The organism is Pseudomonas sp. FG1, assembly GCF_034313875.1.
GTDB classification, from domain to species: Bacteria; Pseudomonadota; Gammaproteobacteria; order Pseudomonadales; family Pseudomonadaceae; genus Aquipseudomonas; species Aquipseudomonas veronii.
In genome coordinates this window covers 2894770-2913654 of the sequence record NZ_JAVIWP010000001.1, presented here as the reverse complement: position 1 = coordinate 2913654, position 18885 = coordinate 2894770, and the positions used below count along the sequence as shown (strand labels likewise).

Annotated in this window: 19 protein-coding genes and 2 pseudogenes; 7 read left to right on the top strand and 14 right to left on the bottom strand. The window is 62.8% G+C overall.

The window, feature by feature from the left end; genetic code table 11:
* Entirely contained in the window at positions 1-1188 is a 1188-nt protein-coding gene (locus tag RGV59_RS13395) for a cyanate transporter (RefSeq protein ID WP_017848728.1), read from the top strand.
* Between the two features lie 137 nt (positions 1189-1325).
* Entirely contained in the window at positions 1326-2261 is a 936-nt protein-coding gene (locus RGV59_RS13390; RefSeq protein ID WP_032804835.1) for a LysR family transcriptional regulator, read from the top strand.
* Positions 2262-2296: 35 nt separating this feature from the next.
* Here the strand turns inward: RGV59_RS13390 and RGV59_RS13385 are convergent, their stop codons facing one another.
* Together RGV59_RS13385 and RGV59_RS13380 are read right to left on the bottom strand one after the other, a co-directional pair.
* The gene (locus RGV59_RS13385; protein ID WP_017848726.1) at positions 2297-2659 is read right to left on the bottom strand and encodes a 5-carboxymethyl-2-hydroxymuconate Delta-isomerase; all 363 of its coding nucleotides are present in this window, start codon (positions 2657-2659) and stop codon (positions 2297-2299) included.
* A 55-nt stretch (positions 2660-2714) separates the two neighbouring features.
* Positions 2715-3638 (bottom strand): LysR substrate-binding domain-containing protein, encoded by a 924-nt coding sequence (locus RGV59_RS13380; protein WP_017848725.1) that lies wholly within the window; start codon positions 3636-3638, stop codon positions 2715-2717.
* Between the two features lie 129 nt (positions 3639-3767).
* Between RGV59_RS13380 and RGV59_RS13375 the strand changes: the two genes are divergently transcribed.
* On the top strand, positions 3768-3947 hold the full coding sequence (locus RGV59_RS13375; protein ID WP_017848724.1) for a hypothetical protein: 180 nt from the start codon (positions 3768-3770) through the stop codon (positions 3945-3947).
* Here RGV59_RS13375 and RGV59_RS13370 read toward each other — a convergent pair.
* The 7 genes from RGV59_RS13370 to RGV59_RS13340 form a co-directional block, all read right to left on the bottom strand.
* Positions 3925-5244 carry an MFS transporter gene (locus RGV59_RS13370; RefSeq protein ID WP_126586418.1) on the bottom strand — a complete coding sequence of 440 codons (1320 nt, stop codon included), beginning with the start codon at positions 5242-5244 and terminating at the stop codon, positions 3925-3927. The genes RGV59_RS13375 and RGV59_RS13370 overlap by 23 nt on opposite strands.
* A 56-nt stretch (positions 5245-5300) precedes the next feature.
* Positions 5301-6623 carry an MFS transporter gene (locus RGV59_RS13365; protein ID WP_017848722.1) on the bottom strand — a complete coding sequence of 441 codons (1323 nt, stop codon included), beginning with the start codon at positions 6621-6623 and terminating at the stop codon, positions 5301-5303.
* Between the two features lie 73 nt (positions 6624-6696).
* Positions 6697-7575, bottom strand: coding sequence for an SMP-30/gluconolactonase/LRE family protein (locus RGV59_RS13360; RefSeq protein ID WP_126586420.1), 879 nt, complete (start codon positions 7573-7575; stop codon positions 6697-6699).
* A 65-nt stretch (positions 7576-7640) separates the two neighbouring features.
* Positions 7641-8573, bottom strand: coding sequence for a 3-keto-5-aminohexanoate cleavage protein (locus RGV59_RS13355; protein ID WP_017848720.1), 933 nt, complete (start codon positions 8571-8573; stop codon positions 7641-7643).
* Between the two features lie 80 nt (positions 8574-8653).
* Entirely contained in the window at positions 8654-9442 is a 789-nt protein-coding gene (locus RGV59_RS13350; protein ID WP_126586422.1) for an SDR family oxidoreductase, read from the bottom strand.
* Positions 9439-10161: a GntR family transcriptional regulator gene (locus RGV59_RS13345; RefSeq protein WP_126586423.1), complete on the bottom strand. Its 723-nt coding sequence runs from the start codon at positions 10159-10161 to the stop codon at positions 9439-9441. Before RGV59_RS13345 ends, RGV59_RS13350 begins: the two co-directional genes overlap by 4 nt.
* Before the next feature lie 135 nt (positions 10162-10296).
* On the bottom strand, positions 10297-10443 hold the full coding sequence (locus RGV59_RS13340) for a hypothetical protein (protein ID WP_017848717.1): 147 nt from the start codon (positions 10441-10443) through the stop codon (positions 10297-10299).
* 198 nt (positions 10444-10641) lie between these two features.
* Here RGV59_RS13340 and RGV59_RS13335 point away from each other — a divergent pair, with 198 nt between their 5' ends.
* Together RGV59_RS13335 and RGV59_RS13330 are read left to right on the top strand one after the other, a co-directional pair.
* On the top strand, positions 10642-11949 hold the full coding sequence (locus RGV59_RS13335) for an MFS transporter (protein WP_046490376.1): 1308 nt from the start codon (positions 10642-10644) through the stop codon (positions 11947-11949).
* Positions 11946-12704, top strand: a complete 759-nt coding sequence (locus tag RGV59_RS13330; RefSeq protein WP_104903764.1) for a substrate-binding domain-containing protein — start codon at positions 11946-11948, stop codon at positions 12702-12704. The genes RGV59_RS13335 and RGV59_RS13330 overlap by 4 nt, the downstream gene beginning before the upstream one ends.
* Here RGV59_RS13330 and RGV59_RS13325 read toward each other — a convergent pair.
* Positions 12696-13598 (bottom strand): LysR family transcriptional regulator, encoded by a 903-nt coding sequence (locus tag RGV59_RS13325; protein ID WP_017848714.1) that lies wholly within the window; start codon positions 13596-13598, stop codon positions 12696-12698. The two genes, RGV59_RS13330 and RGV59_RS13325, sit on opposite strands and share 9 nt — an antisense overlap.
* 269 nt (positions 13599-13867) lie before the next feature.
* Here RGV59_RS13325 and RGV59_RS13320 point away from each other — a divergent pair, with 269 nt between their 5' ends.
* Complete coding sequence (locus RGV59_RS13320; protein WP_017848713.1) at positions 13868-14080, top strand: cold-shock protein; 213 nt, start codon at positions 13868-13870, stop codon at positions 14078-14080.
* 70 nt (positions 14081-14150) lie between these two features.
* Positions 14151-14360: a cold-shock protein gene (locus RGV59_RS13315; protein WP_046384355.1), complete on the top strand. Its 210-nt coding sequence runs from the start codon at positions 14151-14153 to the stop codon at positions 14358-14360.
* Between the two features lie 36 nt (positions 14361-14396).
* Here RGV59_RS13315 and RGV59_RS31705 read toward each other — a convergent pair whose 3' ends face one another.
* The 4 genes and pseudogenes from RGV59_RS31705 to RGV59_RS13300 form a co-directional block, all read right to left on the bottom strand.
* Complete coding sequence (locus RGV59_RS31705) at positions 14397-15260, bottom strand: methyl-accepting chemotaxis protein (protein ID WP_370737569.1); 864 nt, start codon at positions 15258-15260, stop codon at positions 14397-14399.
* A pseudogene (locus tag RGV59_RS31700) lies at positions 15255-16022 on the bottom strand (MCP four helix bundle domain-containing protein); the annotation flags it as partial. The gene RGV59_RS31705 and the pseudogene RGV59_RS31700, both read right to left, overlap by 6 nt.
* 514 nt (positions 16023-16536) lie before the next feature.
* Positions 16537-17561 (bottom strand): annotated as a pseudogene (locus tag RGV59_RS13305) (histone deacetylase family protein).
* Between the two features lie 87 nt (positions 17562-17648).
* Complete coding sequence (locus tag RGV59_RS13300) at positions 17649-18878, bottom strand: Zn-dependent hydrolase (RefSeq protein ID WP_126586429.1); 1230 nt, start codon at positions 18876-18878, stop codon at positions 17649-17651.
* Between the last annotated feature and the right edge of the window lie 7 nt (positions 18879-18885).

Here is an 18885-nt window from a genome sequence, read left to right as displayed (position 1 = left end):
ATGGAAAACGTTCACGCAAAACCCACCACCGCCGTATGGCTGATGATCAGCGTCGTGCTGGTCGCGCTTAACCTGCGCCCGTCGATGGCGGCCGTAGGGCCGTTGTTAGCGTCGATTCGCGGCGAGGTGCCGTTGAGTTTCAGCAGCGCGGCGCTGCTGACCATGTTGCCGGTCATGGCCATGGGCCTGGCGATGTTTTTCGGCATGGGCCTGGCCAAGCGCTTCGGCGAACATCGCAGCATTGTGGTGTCGCTGCTGGTGATCGGCGTGGCGACGCTGTCGCGGTTGTTCCTCGATTCGGCGCTGGAGTTGATCGTCAGCGCCATCGCTGCGGGGGTCGGCATCGCGATGATCCAGGCGGTGATGCCGGCGCTGATCAAGTCGCGCTTCAGCGCCGACGTTTCATTGTTCATGGGCTTGTACGTCACGGCGATCATGGGCGGCGCGGCGCTGGCGGCGTCGTTCTCCCCGTTCGTGCTGGTGCAGACTGGTAGCTGGCGCATCGGCCTGGCGATCTGGGCGGGGCTGGCCGTGCTCGCCCTGGTGTGCTGGTCCGCCCAGCGTGCGGCGCTGCCGGTTCTGCCCCAGGCAGGTTCTGACAAGCAGGAAGGATTTTTCGGCAACGGCCGCGCCTGGTTGCTGGCGATCTTTTTTGGCCTCGGTACAGCCTCCTACACCTGCGTACTGGCGTGGCTGGCGCCGTACTACGTAGAACAAGGCTGGAGCGAACAGCATGCCGGTTTGCTCCTGGGTTTCCTCACCGCGATGGAAGTCATCTCGGGCCTGGTCACCCCCGCCCTCGCCAACCGCCGCCGGGATAAACGCGGAGTGTTGGCCGTGTTGCTGGTGCTGATCATCCTCGGGTTCTGCGGCCTGATCCTCGCGCCCCAACACCTGAGCCTGCTGTGGCCCTGCCTGCTCGGCCTGGGCATCGGCGGCCTGTTCCCGATGAGTTTGATCCTGTCCCTCGACCACCTCGACCACCCGCGCCGCGCCGGTAGCCTGACGGCGTTCGTGCAAGGCATCGGTTACCTGATTGCCGGCCTGTCGCCGCTGATCGCCGGGATGATCCGCGATCAGTTGGGCAGTTTCGAATGGGCATGGTGGTCGCTGGCGGCGGTGATCGGGGTGATGCTGCTGATCGTCACGCGCTTCAATCCGAAGCATTACGCAGACCACATCCGCTGACGTCGTGTTGCAAACACTTTTTGTCCCACGCACAACACTGAAACACCCTACAGAGCTTTCTATTGGCACTCCCGTTCCGTTAAGCTTTTGCCCTTGTCGCGCGCTGCCACAGTGCCAAGGCTTACCGGATGGAATGGATGCTAAACAGTAACTTGCTCAGAAAGCTCGATATGCAGGATTTGATGGTGTTTATCGCCGTCTACGACCAGAGCAGCGTTACCGAGGTGTCAGAAACGCTGTTCGTCAGCCAGTCGACCGTGAGCTACAGCTTGAAGAAGCTGCGCACCAGCTTCGAGGATGAGCTGTTCATCAACACGCGGGCGGGTATGCGTCCGACGTACAAGGCCAGCACCATGTACGGCCATGTGCAGAAAATCCTCGAAAGCATCAACCTGTGCCACGCCGGTGGCCAAGCCTTTGACCCCACCCAGAAAGCCGTGACCTTCAACGTGTGCGCCCCGGAGTATTTCGAGCAACTGATCCTGCCGCGCCTGTTGAAACACTTCGACCGCGCGAACCTGCCGGTGATCGTCAATGTGCGCAAGCTGGAAACCGAGATCCCTGCCGACGACCTGCGCGAAGGCCGCCTCGACCTGGTGATTTGCTTTGGCCCGCACTTTCACCGCGCGCATAAAGACTTCAAGACCCAGATGTTGCTGGAAGATGATCTGGTGTGTGTCTTCGACAAGCGCGCGGCACCCCGCGAGGCGGCGTTCAGCCTGCAGTCGTTCGTCGAGCGGCGCCACGTGTTTCCCACGCCGTGGACCTCCGACACCAACATGGTCGACGGCTGGCTGGCGCGTCAGGCCCACAAGCGCCAGGTGGTCGCACGGGCCAACAGCTATGGCGCGGCGTTGAAGATGATCACCGGCACCGACTTCATCGTGACCCTGCCCCGCCGCGTCCACAAACTGCTGGCCCCGGCGTCGGTGTTCGGCCACTGCGAGGCGCCCCACGGGTTGCCGGGGTTCACCCTGGATATGCAGTGGAACGAAACCAGTGAACAGGACAGCGCCAATACCTGGTTCAGGGAGCAGGTGGTCAAAGTCTGCGCTGAACAGGGATTACTCTGACCTTACGCATCGACGGTCGTGGTGGATGGAAGCGCTTAGCCGATCGCGACCTTACTGTAGGAATCGCGATCGATATCCAGCAATTCGACACTCAGTTGCACCTGCACACCTTCCGGCCATGGCCCAAGTTCCTGCACCACGGCCAGCAGGCTTTCTGACAGCTGCTTCTTGACCTGCGCCGAGCGTCCACTGAGCAACGCCAGGCGCACGGCGACAAAACCCCGCGGGTTCATGCCGGTGCCCACGCGAAAACTCTCGACCTTGAGTGAACGGCTCTTGATATCCAGCTCGGCGCCAAACTGACCGGAGGCCACCAATGCATGGTTCAGACGCAACAGGGCCTTGTCGGTGTCCAGTTGCGTCAGGTTGGCGGTGTATTCCAGGTGCAGGTGTGGCATGGGAGTCTCCGAAGTATCGATAGGAAGATTCCTAGATATACCACGGATAAAAGCATCAGACCTTTTTCGCCAGCCCGCGGTCGCTCATGAACGCCTCCAGCCGCGAACGCACCCAGCGCTCGGCCGGATCGGTGTCCACATGGCTGAGCCAGACCATGGACAGATCCAGGGTCGGCGTCTCGAATGGGTAGGGCTCACAAAACAGATTGCCCGACAGCGTCATGGCTTCGGCGGTGTAGTCCGGCAGGCTGGCGATCAGGTCGGTGCCGGCCAGCAGCGCCGGCAGCGCGCTGTATTGCGGCACCGACAGCACCACATGGCGCTTGCGCCCGATTTCCGCCAGCCACTCATCGGCAAACCCGGATACGTTGGCGGTGTGGGACACCAGCACATGGGGCCGCGCACAATATTCATCGAGGGTCAGCGGCCGGTCGGACGCGTCGGCGCGCAGCAAGCGCGGGTGGATATGGCGCAGCAACTTGCGCTTGGCGTTCGCCGGCAGGCCACGGGTCTGGGTGATGCCGACGGTGATATCACCGGATGCCAGCAGATCGGGAATCCGCCAGTAATCCACATGCTGCACCACGAACACCACCTTCGGCGCTTCCTGGCGCAAGGCGCGCAGCAACGGCGGCAACAGGCCGAACTCGACGTCATCGGACAGGCCGATCCGGAAGGTCATGGTGCTGACGGACGGGTCGAAATCGTGGGTCAGGCTCAGCGCCGATGAAAGAGAGTCCAGGGCCGGCGACAGGTGCCGGATGATTTCCTCGGCCCGTGCGGTAGGTTCCATGCGGTGGCCGACGCGAATGAACAGCGGATCGTTGAACAAGGTGCGTAACCGGTTGAGCGCCGAACTGATGGTCGGCTGGCCGAGAAACAACTTCTCCGCCACCCGCGTCACATTGCGCTCGAGCATCAGTGCCTCGAAGACCACCATCAGGTTGATGTCGGCCTTGCGTAATTCATTGCGATTCATCGGCACCTGCCCTTTCCCCACGACAAGCCGCAGTTTAGAAAGCCCGAGGGGCTGCGTCTATGCGCGCACTGTTCATTGGGCGGCTTTACGACTATATATTCAGCTCTTCACGGTCGCAGGAACACTATCGTGCTGGTTATTCTCGCCGCGGCCTTCCTCCTGGCCGGGTTCTGCATCTGGGTCATCCAGTTTATCGCGCACCCCACCGCCCGCACGTTGCTGCGGGTATTCGTCGGCCTGTGCCTGGCGGCGGTGGTGGCGTACCTGGTCTTGGCGTCGGGTTATCCTATTTCGTTGCTGGTCTCATAACGACCCGAGGGGCCGGCGCCTGTTCCTGGCCCTGGCGCAAACGCAGCGCGGCCAACGCCGCGACCACCAGCACCACGGCAATCACCTTCAGGCCATTCATCGCGTTGCCGGTACTCATCTCAATCATGCCCATCACCGACGGCCCGACAAACCCGCCCAACAACCCGCAGGCATTGACAAAACCCAGCCCGCCCGCCAAGGCGACGCCCTTGAGACGCGAGGCCGGGTAGAGGAACACAATCGACTGCACCACAAAAAACATCACTGCCGACAGACAAAAGCCCAGCAGGCTGAACACCGGCCCCGACACCGACGCGATGCCCAACCCCAGCGCCATGGTCAGCAACCCGCTGATCAACAGGTGCCGCGCGCGGGTGGGTGTGGTCGCAAAACGCGGCAGCCACACTGCGCCCAAGGCGGCGGCGATCCAGGGCAGCGAGGTCAGCAACCCCACGCTCATGGTGCTCAATTCACCGTATTTGCTGATGATGCTCGGCAGGAAAAAGATCACCGTGTAGACCGTGATCTGATGGCAAAAATACACAAAGATCGCCAGCAGGATCTGCGGAGTCAGCCAGTTTTTCAACGCGTGGCCGCCCTCCCCGGCGCCTTCCTCGGTTTCCTGGGCAATGCGCTGTTCGATACCCTGCGCTTCCGCCGCCGTCAGCCACGGCGCCTGGCTCGGGCGGTCCGGCAACTTGCGCCACACCACCCAGGCGAACGCCACCGCCGGCAAGCCTTCGAGCATGAACATCCATTGCCAGCCATGCCAGCCGAGCAGCCCGTCCAGGCGCATCAACGCTGCGCCCACCGGGCCACCGATGATGTTGGCAAAGCACACGCCGAGCAGGAAATAGCCGGTGGCCCGTGCGCGTTGTTCGCGGTTGAACCAGTAGGTCAGATAGAGCATGACCCCGGGAAACAGGCCCGCTTCGGCGATGCCCAGCAGCAGGCGCAATACGTAGAACGAGGTCTCGCCCTGCACAAACGCCATGGCCGCCGAGATCAGGCCCCAGGTCACCATGATCCGCGCGATCCAGAAGCGCGCGCCGACTTTGTGCATGATCAGGTTGCTGGGGATTTCCGACAGTGCATACGTGAGGAAGAACAAGCCCGCGCCCAGCCCGTAGGCCGCGGCGGAGATGCCCAGGTCGACGTCCAGGTGGTGCTTGGCCAGGGCGATGTTGGTGCGGTCCAGAAAGCTCAGGATGTAGGCGATGATCAACAAGGGCATCAACTTGGCGAACATCAATTTGTTCAGCACCTGCGGTTCACGGGCCTGGGTGGCAGTAGTCATCGGGCAGTTCCTCTTGGCGCCCCGCCAGCGCGGCTGGGGGGTGCATCAATGTTGTTCTAGGGTTCGAGTTGCACAACCAACGCCTGCGGGCGATGGGAAAACAGTTGCAGCAGCGCGCCGCCCAGGGCGCAGCCGGCCATCACGAAAAAGCACACGGTGTAGCCATGCAGCGTGGTCCAGCCGCCGCCCATCGCGATCAGGCTGCCCATCAACACCGGCGCCAGGCCGCCGCCGATGAACATCGCGGTGGTGATGATGCCGTTGGCCGTGGAGGTGGCCGACGGCTCGGCCGAGTCGCAGGCCACCGCGTAGTAGATCGGCCAGACCGCATTGGCGACCAGGCCGAACAGCAACTGCACGACGATGATCAGGGTCAGGGTGCTGGCGAAGTAGAACGCGCCGACACTGGCGGCCATCCACAGCCCGCAGATGATCAGGGTGGTACGGCGGCCGATGATGTCCGACAACGACGGCCACACCAGTTGCCCGAGAATCCCGGTCAGGGTGAACACCACGCTCATCCCCGCCGACTGCGCCAGCGACAGCCCGACGATGTTGTAGAGGTAGGCCGGCAACACGATATTCACGCCCATGTACACCACCTGCGTGAGCAGGGTGTTCCCCGCCGTCAGCGCGATATTGCGGTTGCGCAGGGTGGCGACAAAGGTGCGCCAGGCGTCGCCCTTGATCTGGCTGGCCGGGGCATTGTCCGGTGGCGTCATGCCTTTGGCGGCGATGTCGACGTACAGCGCGGTGATGCGTTCGGCCGTGGAATACCGCGCCCAGAAGATCATCAGCGGCAAGGCCACCACGAAGGCGAAGAAGAACACGTAGCGCCAGTTGTCCTCGCCGAAGGTGCTGATCACAAAGCTGGCGACAATGCCGCTGAGCATCGCGCCGATCGGGTAACCGGTGTGGTGCGCGCCAAGGGCAAAACCGCGGCGTTCCACCGGCCACCATTCGGCGGTGTTGCTCACGCCCACCGGTTCGCCCCAGCCCGCGCCGAGGTTGACCCCGACACGCAGGGCGATAAACGTCGCGAGGTTGCCGCTCAACGCCTTGAACCCGGACAGAAACGAGATCGCCGTGTAGCCCAGCACCAACGGCACCTGGAACCGCGCGCGCTTCCAGCCGCCGCCGTAGCGGTCGCTCCACATCGAACCCGGGATATCCAACAGGGCCAGGGCGAGCATGATCACCGTGGCCACGGTGCCCCACTGATCGGCGGACAAATCGAAATGCTTGGAGATGGTCGGCCCCAGGCGCAACACGATCTCACGGTCGTAGGCGTTGAGAATCCAGATCATCCAGCAAACCAGCAGCGACACCCAGGAATGCCGGTGAATGCTGCGCAGCGACGCTTTTTTTAAAGTTGCCATGAGCCTCTCCAGGCGCGCGAGGGCGCGCACTGACACAAGGTTGCGAAGGAATGTTGCTGATCGAACACACGCGCTAGCTGGCGAACCGTCGCTCGGCTATTCCTTGCACGCCCAACCCGGTAATGGCGAACAGCGCGCCGCGCTGCTGGCCGTCGTGCGGAAAACGCGGCAGCGGCGGCTTGGCCATGGAGGTCACAAACAGGGTGTCGAGGTTCGGCCCGCCGAAGGTCAGGCTGGTGACCTTCTTCACCGGCATTTGGATGATCCGGTCGACGTGACCATCGGGGGTGTAGCGCACCAGCTTCCCGGCATAGACCAGGGCCTGCCACAGGCAACCTTCGGCGTCCACGGTGCAACCGTCCGCGGCGCCGCCACCCGAGGTGTCGACCTTGGCGAAGGTGCGCCGGTTGCTGACATTGCCGCTGGCGAGGTCGTAGTCATAGGCCCAGATCTCGCCCGACCAGGTGTCGCAAAAGTACAAGGTGTCCCCGGACGGGCTCCAGCACGGGCCATTGGAAACGATGATGCCTTCGTCCAGGATGTGCAGGCGCAGGTCCGGGTCCAGGCGGTAGAGTCTGGCGCTGGCGCGGTCTTCCTGGGTGTCCATGGAACCGAAGACAAAGCGGCCCTGGCGGTCGACCTTGCCGTCGTTGAGACGGTTGTTCGGCAGGTGCGGTTCAGGGTCTTCGATCAGCGCCAGTTCGCCACTGGCCAGGTCCAGAGTGTGTACGCCATTCTGCAGGGCGACGATGGCCGCCGCGCCGTTGTGGCGCAGGGCCATGGAGCCGATTTTCTGGCCCACGTCCCAGGCGCGCAGTTCGCGGCCGTCGTCGGTGCAACGCAGGATGCGGCCGTCGGCGCTGTCGATCCAATACAGCCGCTGTTGTTCGACGTCCCACACCGGGCCTTCGCCCAGGGTGGTCTTGACGTCCACAAGCACTTCGATACGCATGGTGTGATCCCCTTATTGTTGTTGTGCGGGATTCGGGCCGCGCCAGCACGCGGCCGTGTCGTCGGTTAGAAATTGACCTGGTCGCGCCCCTTGAGCCCGAGGATGTCCCGCGCTTCATCCGGCGTGGCGACGCGATGGCCGAGGGCTTCGATCACGCTGCGAATGCGCCGTACCTGATCGGCGTTCGAAGCGGCCAATTTGCCCGGCCCGTCCCACAACGAATCTTCCAGGCCGACCCGGGCATGGCTGCCCATGGACAGGCCCATGGTCGCCAGCGGAATTTGCCCACGCCCGGCACCGAGGATCGACCACACATAATCGTCGCCAAACAGGCGATCGGCGGTACGACGCATGTGCGCCAGGTCTTCCGGGTGCCCGCCGATGCCGCCGCGCAGGCCGAACACCGATTGGATGAACAGCGGCGGCTTGAGCAGGCCACGTTCCAGGAAGTGCGCGGCGGTGTAGAGGTGGCCGATGTCGTAGCACTCGATCTCAAAACGGGTGCGGTTCTCGGCGCAGGAATTGAGGATGTGGGCAATGTCGCGGAAGGTGTTGCGAAAGATCCGATCGTCACTCTCTTCCAGGTATGGACGCTCCCAGTCGTGCTTGAACTCGGTAAAGCGGTTGAGCATTTCGTACAGGCCGAAGTTCATCGAGCCCATGTTCAGCGAGGCCAATTCCGGCTTGAACTGCATCACCGGCTGTAGGCGTTCTTCCACGCCCATGGTCGGCGCGCCGCCGGTGGTGATGTTGATCACCACGTCGCTGGCGGCCTTGATCTGCGGCAGGAATTCGGCGAACAGCGCGGGGTCCTGGCTGGGGCGGCCGTCGTTGGGGTCACGGGCATGCAGGTGAACAATCGCCGCGCCGGCTTCGGCGGCGCCGATGGCGGCGGCGGCAATTTCCTCGGCGGTGATGGGCAAATGCGGCGACATCGACGGCGTATGGATGGCACCGGTCACGGCACAGGTAATGATCACAGGACGTTTTTTGGACATGACGATTCTCCGACTTTTATTCTTATGAAAAAAATCCTGGGTACAGCTCGGGGTTCTTCCTTGGCGACTGGCGCCGCGTCCTACAGGTACTCGACGTTACCGTCGACACTGATCGCCTGGCCGGTCACGTTGCGGGCGGCGGGCGAACAGAGGAACAGCGCCATGGCCGCGACGTCTTCGGCGGTGACCATGCGTTTGAGGGAAATTTTGTTGAGGTATTCCTGGCGCATCTCGGGTTCGGGTACGCCAACCTGCTCGGCACGGGCGCGAATCACCGCGTCCATGCGCGGGCCTTCGACGATGCCGGGCAGCAAGGCATTGACGCGGATGTCACTCTCGCCCAACTCCGAGGCCAGGGATTTCATCAGGCCGACAATCGCCCACTTCGTCGCCGCATACGGCGTGCGCCACGCGTAGCCCAGACGCCCGGCCACCGAGGCGATATGCAACAGATGGCCGTGGGACGATTGCTTGAGCATCGGCACCGCATGGTGGGCAAAACGGTATTGCGCGGTCAGGTTGACGTTGATGGTGGCTTGCCATTCGGCGTCGCTGATCGCGTCGATACCGCCAGTGGGGCCGGCGATGCCAGCGTTGTTGACCAGCACGTCGAGGCCGCCGAAATGCTCGCGCTGCACCTCGAACACCGCCGCGATCTGCGCGGCATCACTGACATCGGCGCGGGTGGCGACGCTGCCTGGGTATTTGTCGCGAAACGCCGCCAGGGCCGGTTCGCTGACATCACACACATGCACCTGGGCACCGGCTTCAAGGTACGCCGCGGCCAACACTTCACCGATGCCGGCAGCCCCACCGGAAATCAATACACGCAACCCAGGATAGGGCTGTAGCCGCTGTAGGACACTCATGCACGTTTACCTCCTGAAGCAGACGACCGCGAACGGTCGTTCTTGACGAGCAGGCGCGCCAGGGAATCGGCGGCCTGCATGATGTCATCGGTCACCGCCGCCCGTGCGCCAGCGCCGTCGCGGGCGGCCAGGGCTTCGACGATGCGCGTATGCGCCTCCATCGAGCGTTGCAGGTGAGCTTTATCGGGGGCGACCAGGGCAAAGCACGGCCCCATGTGCAGCCAGAAATTCTCCACGGCGGCCATGGTCAGCTCGGCCTGGGCCACTGCGTAAATCCGGCGGTGGAAGGCGAAGTTGGTCCACAGGTAGCGCGACACATCGACTTCGTCGGCGGCGTGCTGCATTTGCTGGCACAGGTCGGTGATTTCGTCGAGGTCGGCTTTTTTCAGGAGCAATACCGCCTTCTCGGCCAGCAAGCCTTCCAGAGCAACCCGCGCATCGCGGATTTCGCGCAGGCGCTCGACAGTCATCATGCGGACCCGCAGACGCGAGGTTTCGGTGACTTCAAAGGCGTTTTCGGCGCTGAGGCGTTGCAGGGCTTCGCGCACCGGCATCGGGCTGGAGCCGAGCGCTTCGGCCAGGCCACGGATGGTGAGTTTCTGGCCAGGCTGGAAACGGCCACTCATCAACGCTTCGCGGATCTGGCGGTAGACCTGGTCTTGCAAGGTATCGCGGGACACCTGGCGCAGGGTGGGCAGGAGGAGCGGACCATCTGTCATGAGGCAAACCTGTGTTGTGGTTCTTATGCCTCCAATATGTGATCACAAATCAAATATGTCAAATAGTTTGCCTCTTCCCGAGGAACGCCCGTTGCACATGTGGGAGCGGGCATGCCCGCCCCCACCGATCACGCATCAGGGTTTCAGCGGAATTTCCCGATCCCGCTCCGAAAGCTCCGTGCCGTCGTCGGGATGCTTCCAGGTCTGCGGCTTTTCTTCCTCCAATTGCCGCCTGCGTCGCTCCTGCTCCCGTTCGTCCCGCTGTTTCTGTTCGTCAGTCATAGGCACCCCCGACCGTAAGAATTGGTTACGCCTGCAAGCATAGAACAAGGACGCCGCCGTGGGCCTGCACTGACCACTGATAATCAAAACGCATCAATAGATCAAAAATATTCACTTATCATTTCTAAATGTGTCAGCCACTATCCTTGGCCTTAAGCGAAACAAGCACTTTAAAAAGAACGCTGGAGACACAAAAGCATGACTAGCCCTACCCGCCCCGACTCTGCCCGTTCGAAAATTGGTGCGGTTTTCCGCGTTACTTCGGGCAACTTCCTCGAACAGTTCGACTTCTTCCTGTTCGGCTTCTACGCCACCTACATCGCTGCCGCGTTCTTCCCCGCCGCTAATGAGTTTGCGTCATTAATGATGACCTTTGCCGTGTTCGGCGCGGGCTTCCTGATGCGTCCGTTGGGTGCGGTCATCCTGGGTGCCTACATCGACGATGTGGGGCGGCGCAAAGGGTTGATCGTGACCCTGGCGATCATGGCCAGCGGTACGCTGCTGATCGTGCTGGTGCCGGGTTATCACACCATTGGCCTGTGGGCTCCGGCGCTGGTGTTGCTCGGCCGTCTGCTGCAAGGCTTCTCGGCCGGTGCGGAACTGGGTGGGGTGTCGGTGTACCTCGCTGAAATGGCTACCCCCGGCCGCAAAGGTTTCTACACCAGTTGGCAGTCGGGCAGCCAACAGATCTCCATCGTGGTCGCCGCTGCGCTGGGCTATGGCCTGAACGTGTGGATGCAGCCGTCGGTCGTGGCCGACTGGGGCTGGCGCATTCCGTTCGCCGTCGGTTGCGTGATCATTCCGTTCATCTTTGTGCTGCGGCGCAACCTTGAGGAAACCGAAGAGTTCGCCAACCGCAAACATCGCCCGAGCATGCGTGAAGTGCTGGCGACCCTGGCGAAAAACTGGTCCGTGGTCATCGGCGGCATGTTGATGGTGGCCATGACCACCACCGCGTTCTACCTGATCACCGTGTATGCGCCGACCTTCGGCAAGACCGTGCTGCAACTGACCACGTCCGATGCGTTGCTGGTGACCCTGTTGGTGGCGATCTCGAACTTTGTCTGGCTGCCCATCGGCGGCAGCCTGAGCGACCGCTTCGGGCGTAAACCGGTGCTGGTCGCGATGACCGCGCTGACGGTGCTCACGGCTTATCCGGCGCTGTCCTACGTGGTAAACGCTGCGAGCTTTGCGCATATGCTGGAAACCCTGCTGTGGTTCTCCTTCCTGTACGGCATGTACAACGGCGCGATGATCCCGGCGCTGACCGAAATCATGCCGGTGGAAGTGCGCGTGGCGGGCTTCTCCCTGGCCTATAGCCTGGCGACTGCGATCTTCGGCGGTTTCACTCCGGCGATCTCCACCTGGTTCATTCACATCACCGACGACAAAGCTTCGCCGGCCTACTGGTTGATGTTCGCCGCCCTGTGCGCCCTGTGCTCGACCCTCGCGCTGTATCACCGCGCCAATACCCGCGGGCAAGTCATGCTCGAGGCGGCGCAATGAAAGCGCTGTCGCAAACCCTGACGGCCCTGGCCCTCGGTGCCCTGGCACTGACGGCCCAGGCCGAACAACTCAAGGTGATGACCTCCGGTGGCTTCACCGCTGCCTACAAGCTGCTGGGCCCGCAATACGCCCAGCGCAGCGGCGACACCCTCGACACCGTCCTCGGCCCGTCCATGGGCAAGGCGCCGGAAGCGATTCCCAACCGCCTGGCCCGTGGCGAACACGCGGATGTGGTGATCATGGTCGGCTACGCCCTGGATGAGCTGATCAAACAGGGCAAGGTCGACAAAGCGTCCCGCGTGGAACTGGCGGATTCGCGAATCGGCCTGGTGGTGAAAGCCGGCGCGGCCAAACCGGCCATCGGCACCGATGCCGAACTCAAAGCGGTGTTGCTCAAGGCCAAGTCCGTGGCGTATTCGGACAGCGCCAGCGGCGTGTATGTCGAGAAGGAACTGTTCAAGAAACTCGGCATGCCGGCCAAGGGCACCATGATCGAACGCATCCCCGTGGCCGAACAGGTCGCCAAGGGTGACTACGAGGTGGGCTTGCAGCAGGTGGCGGAACTGTTACCGGTGCCGGGGGTGACTTACGTCGGCAAGATCCCTGAAGACGTGCAATCGGTGACGCGCTTCGCCGCGGGTATTCCGGTCAACGCCGAACACCCGGCGCAGGCCAGGGCGCTGCTGCACTACCTGGCCTCGCCCGAGGCGCAAGCGGTGGTGCAATCCACCGGCCTGGACTCGGTATCACGCTGACCGAAACGGCAGCTCCCGCACCAACCGCTCCAACTCCAGCGCCGCTGGCGGCAACGTCCGCCCGCGGCGCTTGATCAAGCCCACATTGCGCATCACCTGCGGTTCCACCAGCGGCACACTCAGCAGGATCGGGTGTTCAGTGCCCGGCATGGCAATCGACGGCACCATCGCCACACCCAGCCCCGCCTCGACCAAGCCGATCATGGTGGTCACGTGGTGCGTCTCGCAGATACTCGGCTTTTTCACCCGCACGCCGCGCAGGGCCTGGTCCAGCAGAAAACGGTTGCCCGAGGTTTTGTCCACCGTGATGTAGTCATGCTCGTAGGCCTCGGCCCAGCTCACGCTGGCGCGCTCGGCCAGCGGGTGATCGCGGCGGCAGGCCAGCACATAACGCTCCTGAAACAGCAACTCGAACTCCACCTCATCGGCCAGGCTGCCGCTGAAACTCACGCCGAAATCCGCCTCGCCGCTTTCCACCGCATTGCACACCTCGCCGGCACTGGCATCCAGCACCCGCAGGCGAATCTTGGGGTAGAGCTTGTGGAATGCCGAGATCACGTGAGGCATGAAGTAATACGCGGTGGACGGCACACACGCGATGGTCACATCGCCCATCCGCGTGGAGGCGACGTTGCTGATGCCCATCAGCGCGATGTCGAGGTCATCGAGGATACGCTCGACCTGCGGCAGGAAGGCGCGCCCGACCATGGTCAGGCTGACGCGGCGCGTGGTGCGCTCGAACAGCTTCACGTCGAGGGCGGTTTCGAGCTTTTCGATGCGCCGGCTGAGCGCCGGCTGCGAGATCCGGATGGCATCGGCGGCGCCGCGAAAACTACCCTTGTCTACTACGGCGCGAAAGGCTTGGAGGTCGTTGAGGTCGAAGTTGATGATCACGGTAGGAAGCCAGTGGGAATCGGGATGGAGGGCATTATCGTATGGCAGGTGACGGGGCGCCATGTGCGTAAGGACCGGCGCCCGGATACGCCAGGTTGTCAGCATGAAACTGCGCAGTATGGCGCGTTTTGACGGCCCGCGAACCTGTCAGGAATGACAGTACCGCTGGTCTTGCGCAGTGTTGACGACGGGCTGGCGCGGGGCTTTTATTAAGCATGTCGCACTGCGTCGGTGCGCAGTAGGACATCAGGGTTTAGAGGATACGAACAATGAGCGACAGACAGAACGGCACGGTGAAGTGGTTCAACGATGAAAAAGGCTATGGGTTCATCACTCCGGATAGCGGGGCTGACCTGTTCGTACACTTCAGGGCGATTGAGGGCACTGGATTCAAATCATTGAAAGAAGGGCAGAAAGTCAGCTTCGAAACGGTAAAAGGGGAAAAAGGCATGCAGGCGGACAAAGTCCAATTGATCAGCTGATAAGCCTGCGACTCACCGCGTCACCCCGCCCACCCTGGGCCATGTATTGCACTGAAAATGGAGAACGGCCATGTCCAGAAAGACTCCACAGACTGCAATCTTCATCAGCAGCGAAACTGCCGCCCACGATGCACAGGACGTTTTCTTTCGCAGCAGCACCGCCCAGGGTGGTCAGGTGCTGCGCGAAGGGCAAACCGTCACCTACGAATTGGAACGGGGGCCGGGGGGCGAGTGGCAAGCGGTCAATATCAGGATCGTGGAAGAACCGACGCTGAATTAGCGCCATCCTGCGCGCCGCCACTCGCGGCGCACTTCACTACAGCTGAAAGCGTGCCACCGCCTCGTTCAGTGCGACCGCCAGTTGCGCCAGTTCCCGACTCGCGCCGTTGATCTGCCCGGCGCCGGAAGACGATTGCGCCGACAAGTCGCGAATGTTGACGATGTTGCGATCGACTTCCTTGGCGACCTGGGCCTGCTCCTCGGCGGCACTGGCGATGACCAGGTTGCGCTGGTGAATCTGGTCGATGGAATCGGTGATCTGGCTCAAGGCACCGCCGGCGCCCTCCGCCAACGCCAGGGTGTCGGTGGCGCGTGCGGTGCTCGACTGCATCGAGGTCAGTGCGTGGTCGGAACCCGCGCGCATGGCGCTGACCATCTGGTCGATTTCCAGGGTCGATTGCTGGGTGCGGTGCGCCAGGGCGCGTACTTCGTCGGCCACGACCGCAAAACCGCGTCCGGACTCCCCGGCCCGCGCCGCTTCGATGGCGGCATTGAGGGCCAGCAGGTTGGTCTGCTCGGCGATGGAGCGAATCACGTCGAGTACCTTGCCGATATCCCGCGATTGCTCGGCGAGGTGTTGCACCAGGGTCGAGGTCTCGCCGATGTTGCTGCTCAGGGCTTGAATCGCGCTGACCGTTTCGCCCACGCGATGCTGGCCTTCGCGCGCCGTTTCATTGGACACCCGCGTGGACTCGGAGGTGGACACCGCGTTGCGCGCCACCTCGTCAGCCGCGGAAGTCATCTCATTGACGGCAGTGGCGGCCAGCTCGATTTCCGCGGTCTGCTTTTGCAGGCTGCGGCTGCTTTGATCGGTGATGCCGTTCAGGTCGGTAGCCGACGACGCCAACTGCCCGGCCGACTGGCGAATCAGCTGCAAAGTGCCGCGCAGGCTGGCTTGCATACTCTGCAGCGCCACGAGCAGGCGGGTCACTTCGTCGTCGCCGGTCACTGCCACCGTTTCGGTCAGGTCGCCACGGGCGACGTTTTCCGCGGTCCGCACCGCATGGCTCAGCGGGCCGACGATGCTGCGTGTCAGCAGCCAGGCCAGCGCCACGGTACTCAAGGCGGCCAGGAGCACAAAGCCGAAGACCATCGTGCGCGAACGGCCATACTGCGCCTCGGCCGCCTGCCCCTGTTGGTTGATCTGCGCGTTGTAGTAGTCGGCCAATGCGTTGAGCTGGGCACCGGAGCCATCGACCACGGTTTTCATATCCACCAACAGCAACTTGTTGAGCTCAGCCCCCTGTTGCTGGTCGGCCAGCGCAAACGAGCGGGTCAGCCCTTGCTGGTACTGGCGCAGCGAGACCTGGAACTGCTCATACAACGCGCGCACTTCGGCGCTATCGATCACGGCCTCGAGGTCGGCCAGCTTTTTGCTCAGGTCCTGGCTGCGCGTGTCCATCTGGCTGCGGTACTGCGGGATGCTTGCCGGGTTCGGGTCCAGCGCCATGCGCAAAGAGATGGTCCGAATGCGCAACATAATCTCGCGGATATCCGAGACCAGACGCATTTTAGGCACCAGCCCACGCTCGACCTGGACCGCACTTTCACGAATGCTGGCCATGTTCGAGAGCGCAAAAAAACCGAGTACGGCCACCAGCAAAGCAATCAGGGCAAAACCCAGGCCCGCGCGACGGGCGATGGACAGGCTACGTAAGGACATTTTTCGAGGCTCTCTTATTAGTGATCAGATGTCATACAAGAGCATTTCGGCCGCCAGGATCAGGACTTTAGAGACGTCATCCATTTCCCCGCGTGCGCCTGCGATCAGTCATGCAGGGTCACAGGGAGATTTGCGTATGCGGAAAAATCCCTGCACGGGAAAGAACCTGATCTCTCCATCTGAAACGAAAAAGCCTGCAGAACGCTCGGTTCGGCAGGCTTTTCGCTGCGGGTATCGGTCAACCGCCCTCAAGCGCACCCGCACGGGGTTGACGCTCGAACCGCGACTTCACACGCCTTGTCGATCCATCGACTACTGACAAGTCCCACCTTTGTGGTGCGACCCCGTGCCCCCGACCGGATGTGTCCCCTTCGGACACGCCGCGGCAAAAAACGGGCTACACGCCAACACCACCAAAACCCCGACCAATAACAGCTTCTTCATACCATCCTCCGTGATCGTCGCGACATATGATGGCATAAAGATATCACACCTCCACAAAACCGATACTCGGTTACTTCGCCCAAGCCTGCGGGCCACTGAAGAACGCCTGCGCATTGCTGTCCAACGTCTCCAGGTGATACCCGCCCTCCTGCACGATCACACAGGGCAACCCCAGGCCGCGGATGCGCTCACCCAAGCGCGCAAACCCGTCCCGCGTCACCGCGACTTTGCTTTGCGGGTCCAGTTCGTAGATATCGAAGCCCAGGGAGAGCACCAGCACATCCGCAGAAAAGTCCTTCAGCGCCTTGAGGGCCAGTTCGAGCTGTTCAAAGAACACCGCCTCACTGGCACCGTGGGGCATCGGCAGGTTGAGGTTGAAACCTTCGCCGGCCGCGTTGCCGCGCTCGTCGGCAAAACCGGCGACAGCCGGGTAGAAGTTGGTTGGGTCGCCGTGGATCGACACGTAGAGCACGTCGTCGCGGTCGTAGAAAATCTCCTGAATGCCTTGGCCGTGATGCATATCGGTATCCAGCACCGCGACGCGCTGGAAGTCTTCGCGCAACACCTGCGCCGCCACCGCGGCATTGTTGATGTAGCAGAAGCCGCCCGCCGCATCGAAGCGTGCGTGATGACCGGGGGGCGACACAGCGCGTAGGCGGCGGGCGCGCCATCGAGGACGGCCTTGGCGGCAGCGACGGCGCTTTGGGCCGACCAATAGGCCGAGCGCCAGGTCCGTTCGCCGACCGGGCAACTGCCATCCGCCAGGTAGCGTGCGGCTTGGGCGAGGATGCCGCGCAGGGCGTTGGGTTCACGCACGAAGATGTTAGACATGACTTCGTCGCCCCACTCTTCCGGGATTTCCTTCCAGCGCGGGTAAGCCTCCTGAAGGAAGGTCAGGTAGGGCGCAGCGTGTACCGCCAGCAGCGGCTCAAGGCCGTGGTCCTCGGGTGACACAATCTCAAACCCCAGGGTTTGCGCGGCCCGCAGCAGGTTGCGGGCGCGCTCGGGGACTTCCTGCGGCGTTCGCATCTGACCACGGGAGTAGTAGCTGCGCGGATGATGCAGGAGTTGTTCGGGGTGGAAGAACGTTTGCATGGGAATCTCCTGAGTGAACACGCTGCCGGTGGGCGCTGGCTTGCCTGCGGCCCGGCAGGTCGTCTTCAGTCGTCCTGAATGAGGCGGTCAGTTGGCTTGGCCGGCACGCTTCAACACGGCGTTGAGTAAAACATCGGCGCCCTGGCGCACGTCCTCGGGCAGTACGTCTTCGGCTTCGTTGTGGCTGAGGCCGCCGACGCAGGGGATGAAGATCATCGCCGTCGGGCAATAGCGTGCGAGGTGGATGGCATCGTGGCCGGCGCCGCTGACGATGGGCTGCTGGCTGTAACCCAGGGCGTCCACCGCGGCTTGCACGCAGGCCACGCATTCGGCATCGAACGGCGTCGCTGGGCTGACCCAGTGAGGGCTGATGGTGACGCTCAGGCCGCGCTTCTGCGCGATGGCCTGCAAGCGCGCCCTGACCTGCTGCTCCATCGCTTCAATGTCGGCGTCGCAGTGATGGCGCAGGTCGACGGTGAAGGTCAGCAAACCGGGAATGGTGTTGCGCGAAGACTTGGCAATGCTCAACTCGCCGACGGTGGTGAGGCCCTGGGGGGCGAAATCCATGGCGAGGCATTCCAGGGCCTGGATCATTTTCGCGGCGCCATACAGCGCGTCCTTGCGCAGCGGCATCGGTGTGGTGCCAGCATGCGCGGCCAGCCCTTCGACCCGCACATCGAGCCAGCGAATCGCCTGGCCACCACTGACCACGCCGATGCTCTTGGCGTGGTCCTCAAGGATCGGGCCTTGCTCGATATGGGCTTCGAAATACGCATCCACCGCCCCGCCCAGGGCACGCTTGCCGTGGCAGCCGAGTGTGCGCAAGGCGTCGGCCACGCTGATGCCGTCGGCATCGGTGGTGGCCAGGGCTTGGTCCAGCGCCAAGGCACCGGTGAACACGGCGGAGCCGAGCATGGCGGGGGTGAAACGGGCGCCCTCCTCGTTCGTCCATACCGCGATTTCCAGCGGCTTGCGGGTCTGGATGCCATGGTCGTCGAGGCTGCGCATCACCTCTAGGCCGGCCAGCACGCCGTAGACACCGTCGAAGCGGCCGCCTTCCGGCTGGGTGTCGAGGTGACTGCCGATCATCACCGGCGCGGCGTCCTTATCCGCACCGGCACGCCGGGCGAACAGGTTGCCGATGGCGTCCATGCTCAGGCTCAGCCCGGCGGCCTTGCACCAGTGGCTGAACAGCTCGCGACCGGCGTGGTCTTCGGCGCTCAACGCCAGGCGGCAACTGCCGCCGCGCGCGGTCGCACCGACTTCGGCCATGGCCATCAGGTTGGCCCATAAACGCTCACCCTTAATCTTCAACATTGCACCC

Coding starts and splice junctions, on each gene's coding strand:
- RGV59_RS13395 (WP_017848728.1), top strand. CDS start 1: ATGGAAAACGTTCACGCAAAACCCACCACCGCCGTATGGCTGATGATC.
- RGV59_RS13390 (WP_032804835.1), top strand. CDS start 1,326: ATGCTAAACAGTAACTTGCTCAGAAAGCTCGATATGCAGGATTTGATG.
- RGV59_RS13385 (WP_017848726.1), bottom strand. CDS start 2,659: ATGCCACACCTGCACCTGGAATACACCGCCAACCTGACGCAACTGGAC.
- RGV59_RS13380 (WP_017848725.1), bottom strand. CDS start 3,638: ATGAATCGCAATGAATTACGCAAGGCCGACATCAACCTGATGGTGGTC.
- RGV59_RS13370 (WP_126586418.1), bottom strand. CDS start 5,244: ATGACTACTGCCACCCAGGCCCGTGAACCGCAGGTGCTGAACAAATTG.
- RGV59_RS13365 (WP_017848722.1), bottom strand. CDS start 6,623: ATGGCAACTTTAAAAAAAGCGTCGCTGCGCAGCATTCACCGGCATTCC.
- RGV59_RS13360 (WP_126586420.1), bottom strand. CDS start 7,575: ATGCGTATCGAAGTGCTTGTGGACGTCAAGACCACCCTGGGCGAAGGC.
- RGV59_RS13355 (WP_017848720.1), bottom strand. CDS start 8,573: ATGTCCAAAAAACGTCCTGTGATCATTACCTGTGCCGTGACCGGTGCC.
- RGV59_RS13350 (WP_126586422.1), bottom strand. CDS start 9,442: ATGAGTGTCCTACAGCGGCTACAGCCCTATCCTGGGTTGCGTGTATTG.
- RGV59_RS13345 (WP_126586423.1), bottom strand. CDS start 10,161: ATGACAGATGGTCCGCTCCTCCTGCCCACCCTGCGCCAGGTGTCCCGC.
- RGV59_RS13340 (WP_017848717.1), bottom strand. CDS start 10,443: ATGACTGACGAACAGAAACAGCGGGACGAACGGGAGCAGGAGCGACGC.
- RGV59_RS13335 (WP_046490376.1), top strand. CDS start 10,642: ATGACTAGCCCTACCCGCCCCGACTCTGCCCGTTCGAAAATTGGTGCG.
- RGV59_RS13330 (WP_104903764.1), top strand. CDS start 11,946: ATGAAAGCGCTGTCGCAAACCCTGACGGCCCTGGCCCTCGGTGCCCTG.
- RGV59_RS13320 (WP_017848713.1), top strand. CDS start 13,868: ATGAGCGACAGACAGAACGGCACGGTGAAGTGGTTCAACGATGAAAAA.
- RGV59_RS13315 (WP_046384355.1), top strand. CDS start 14,151: ATGTCCAGAAAGACTCCACAGACTGCAATCTTCATCAGCAGCGAAACT.
- RGV59_RS31705 (WP_370737569.1), bottom strand. CDS start 15,260: ATGCAAGCCAGCCTGCGCGGCACTTTGCAGCTGATTCGCCAGTCGGCC.
- RGV59_RS13300 (WP_126586429.1), bottom strand. CDS start 18,878: ATGTTGAAGATTAAGGGTGAGCGTTTATGGGCCAACCTGATGGCCATG.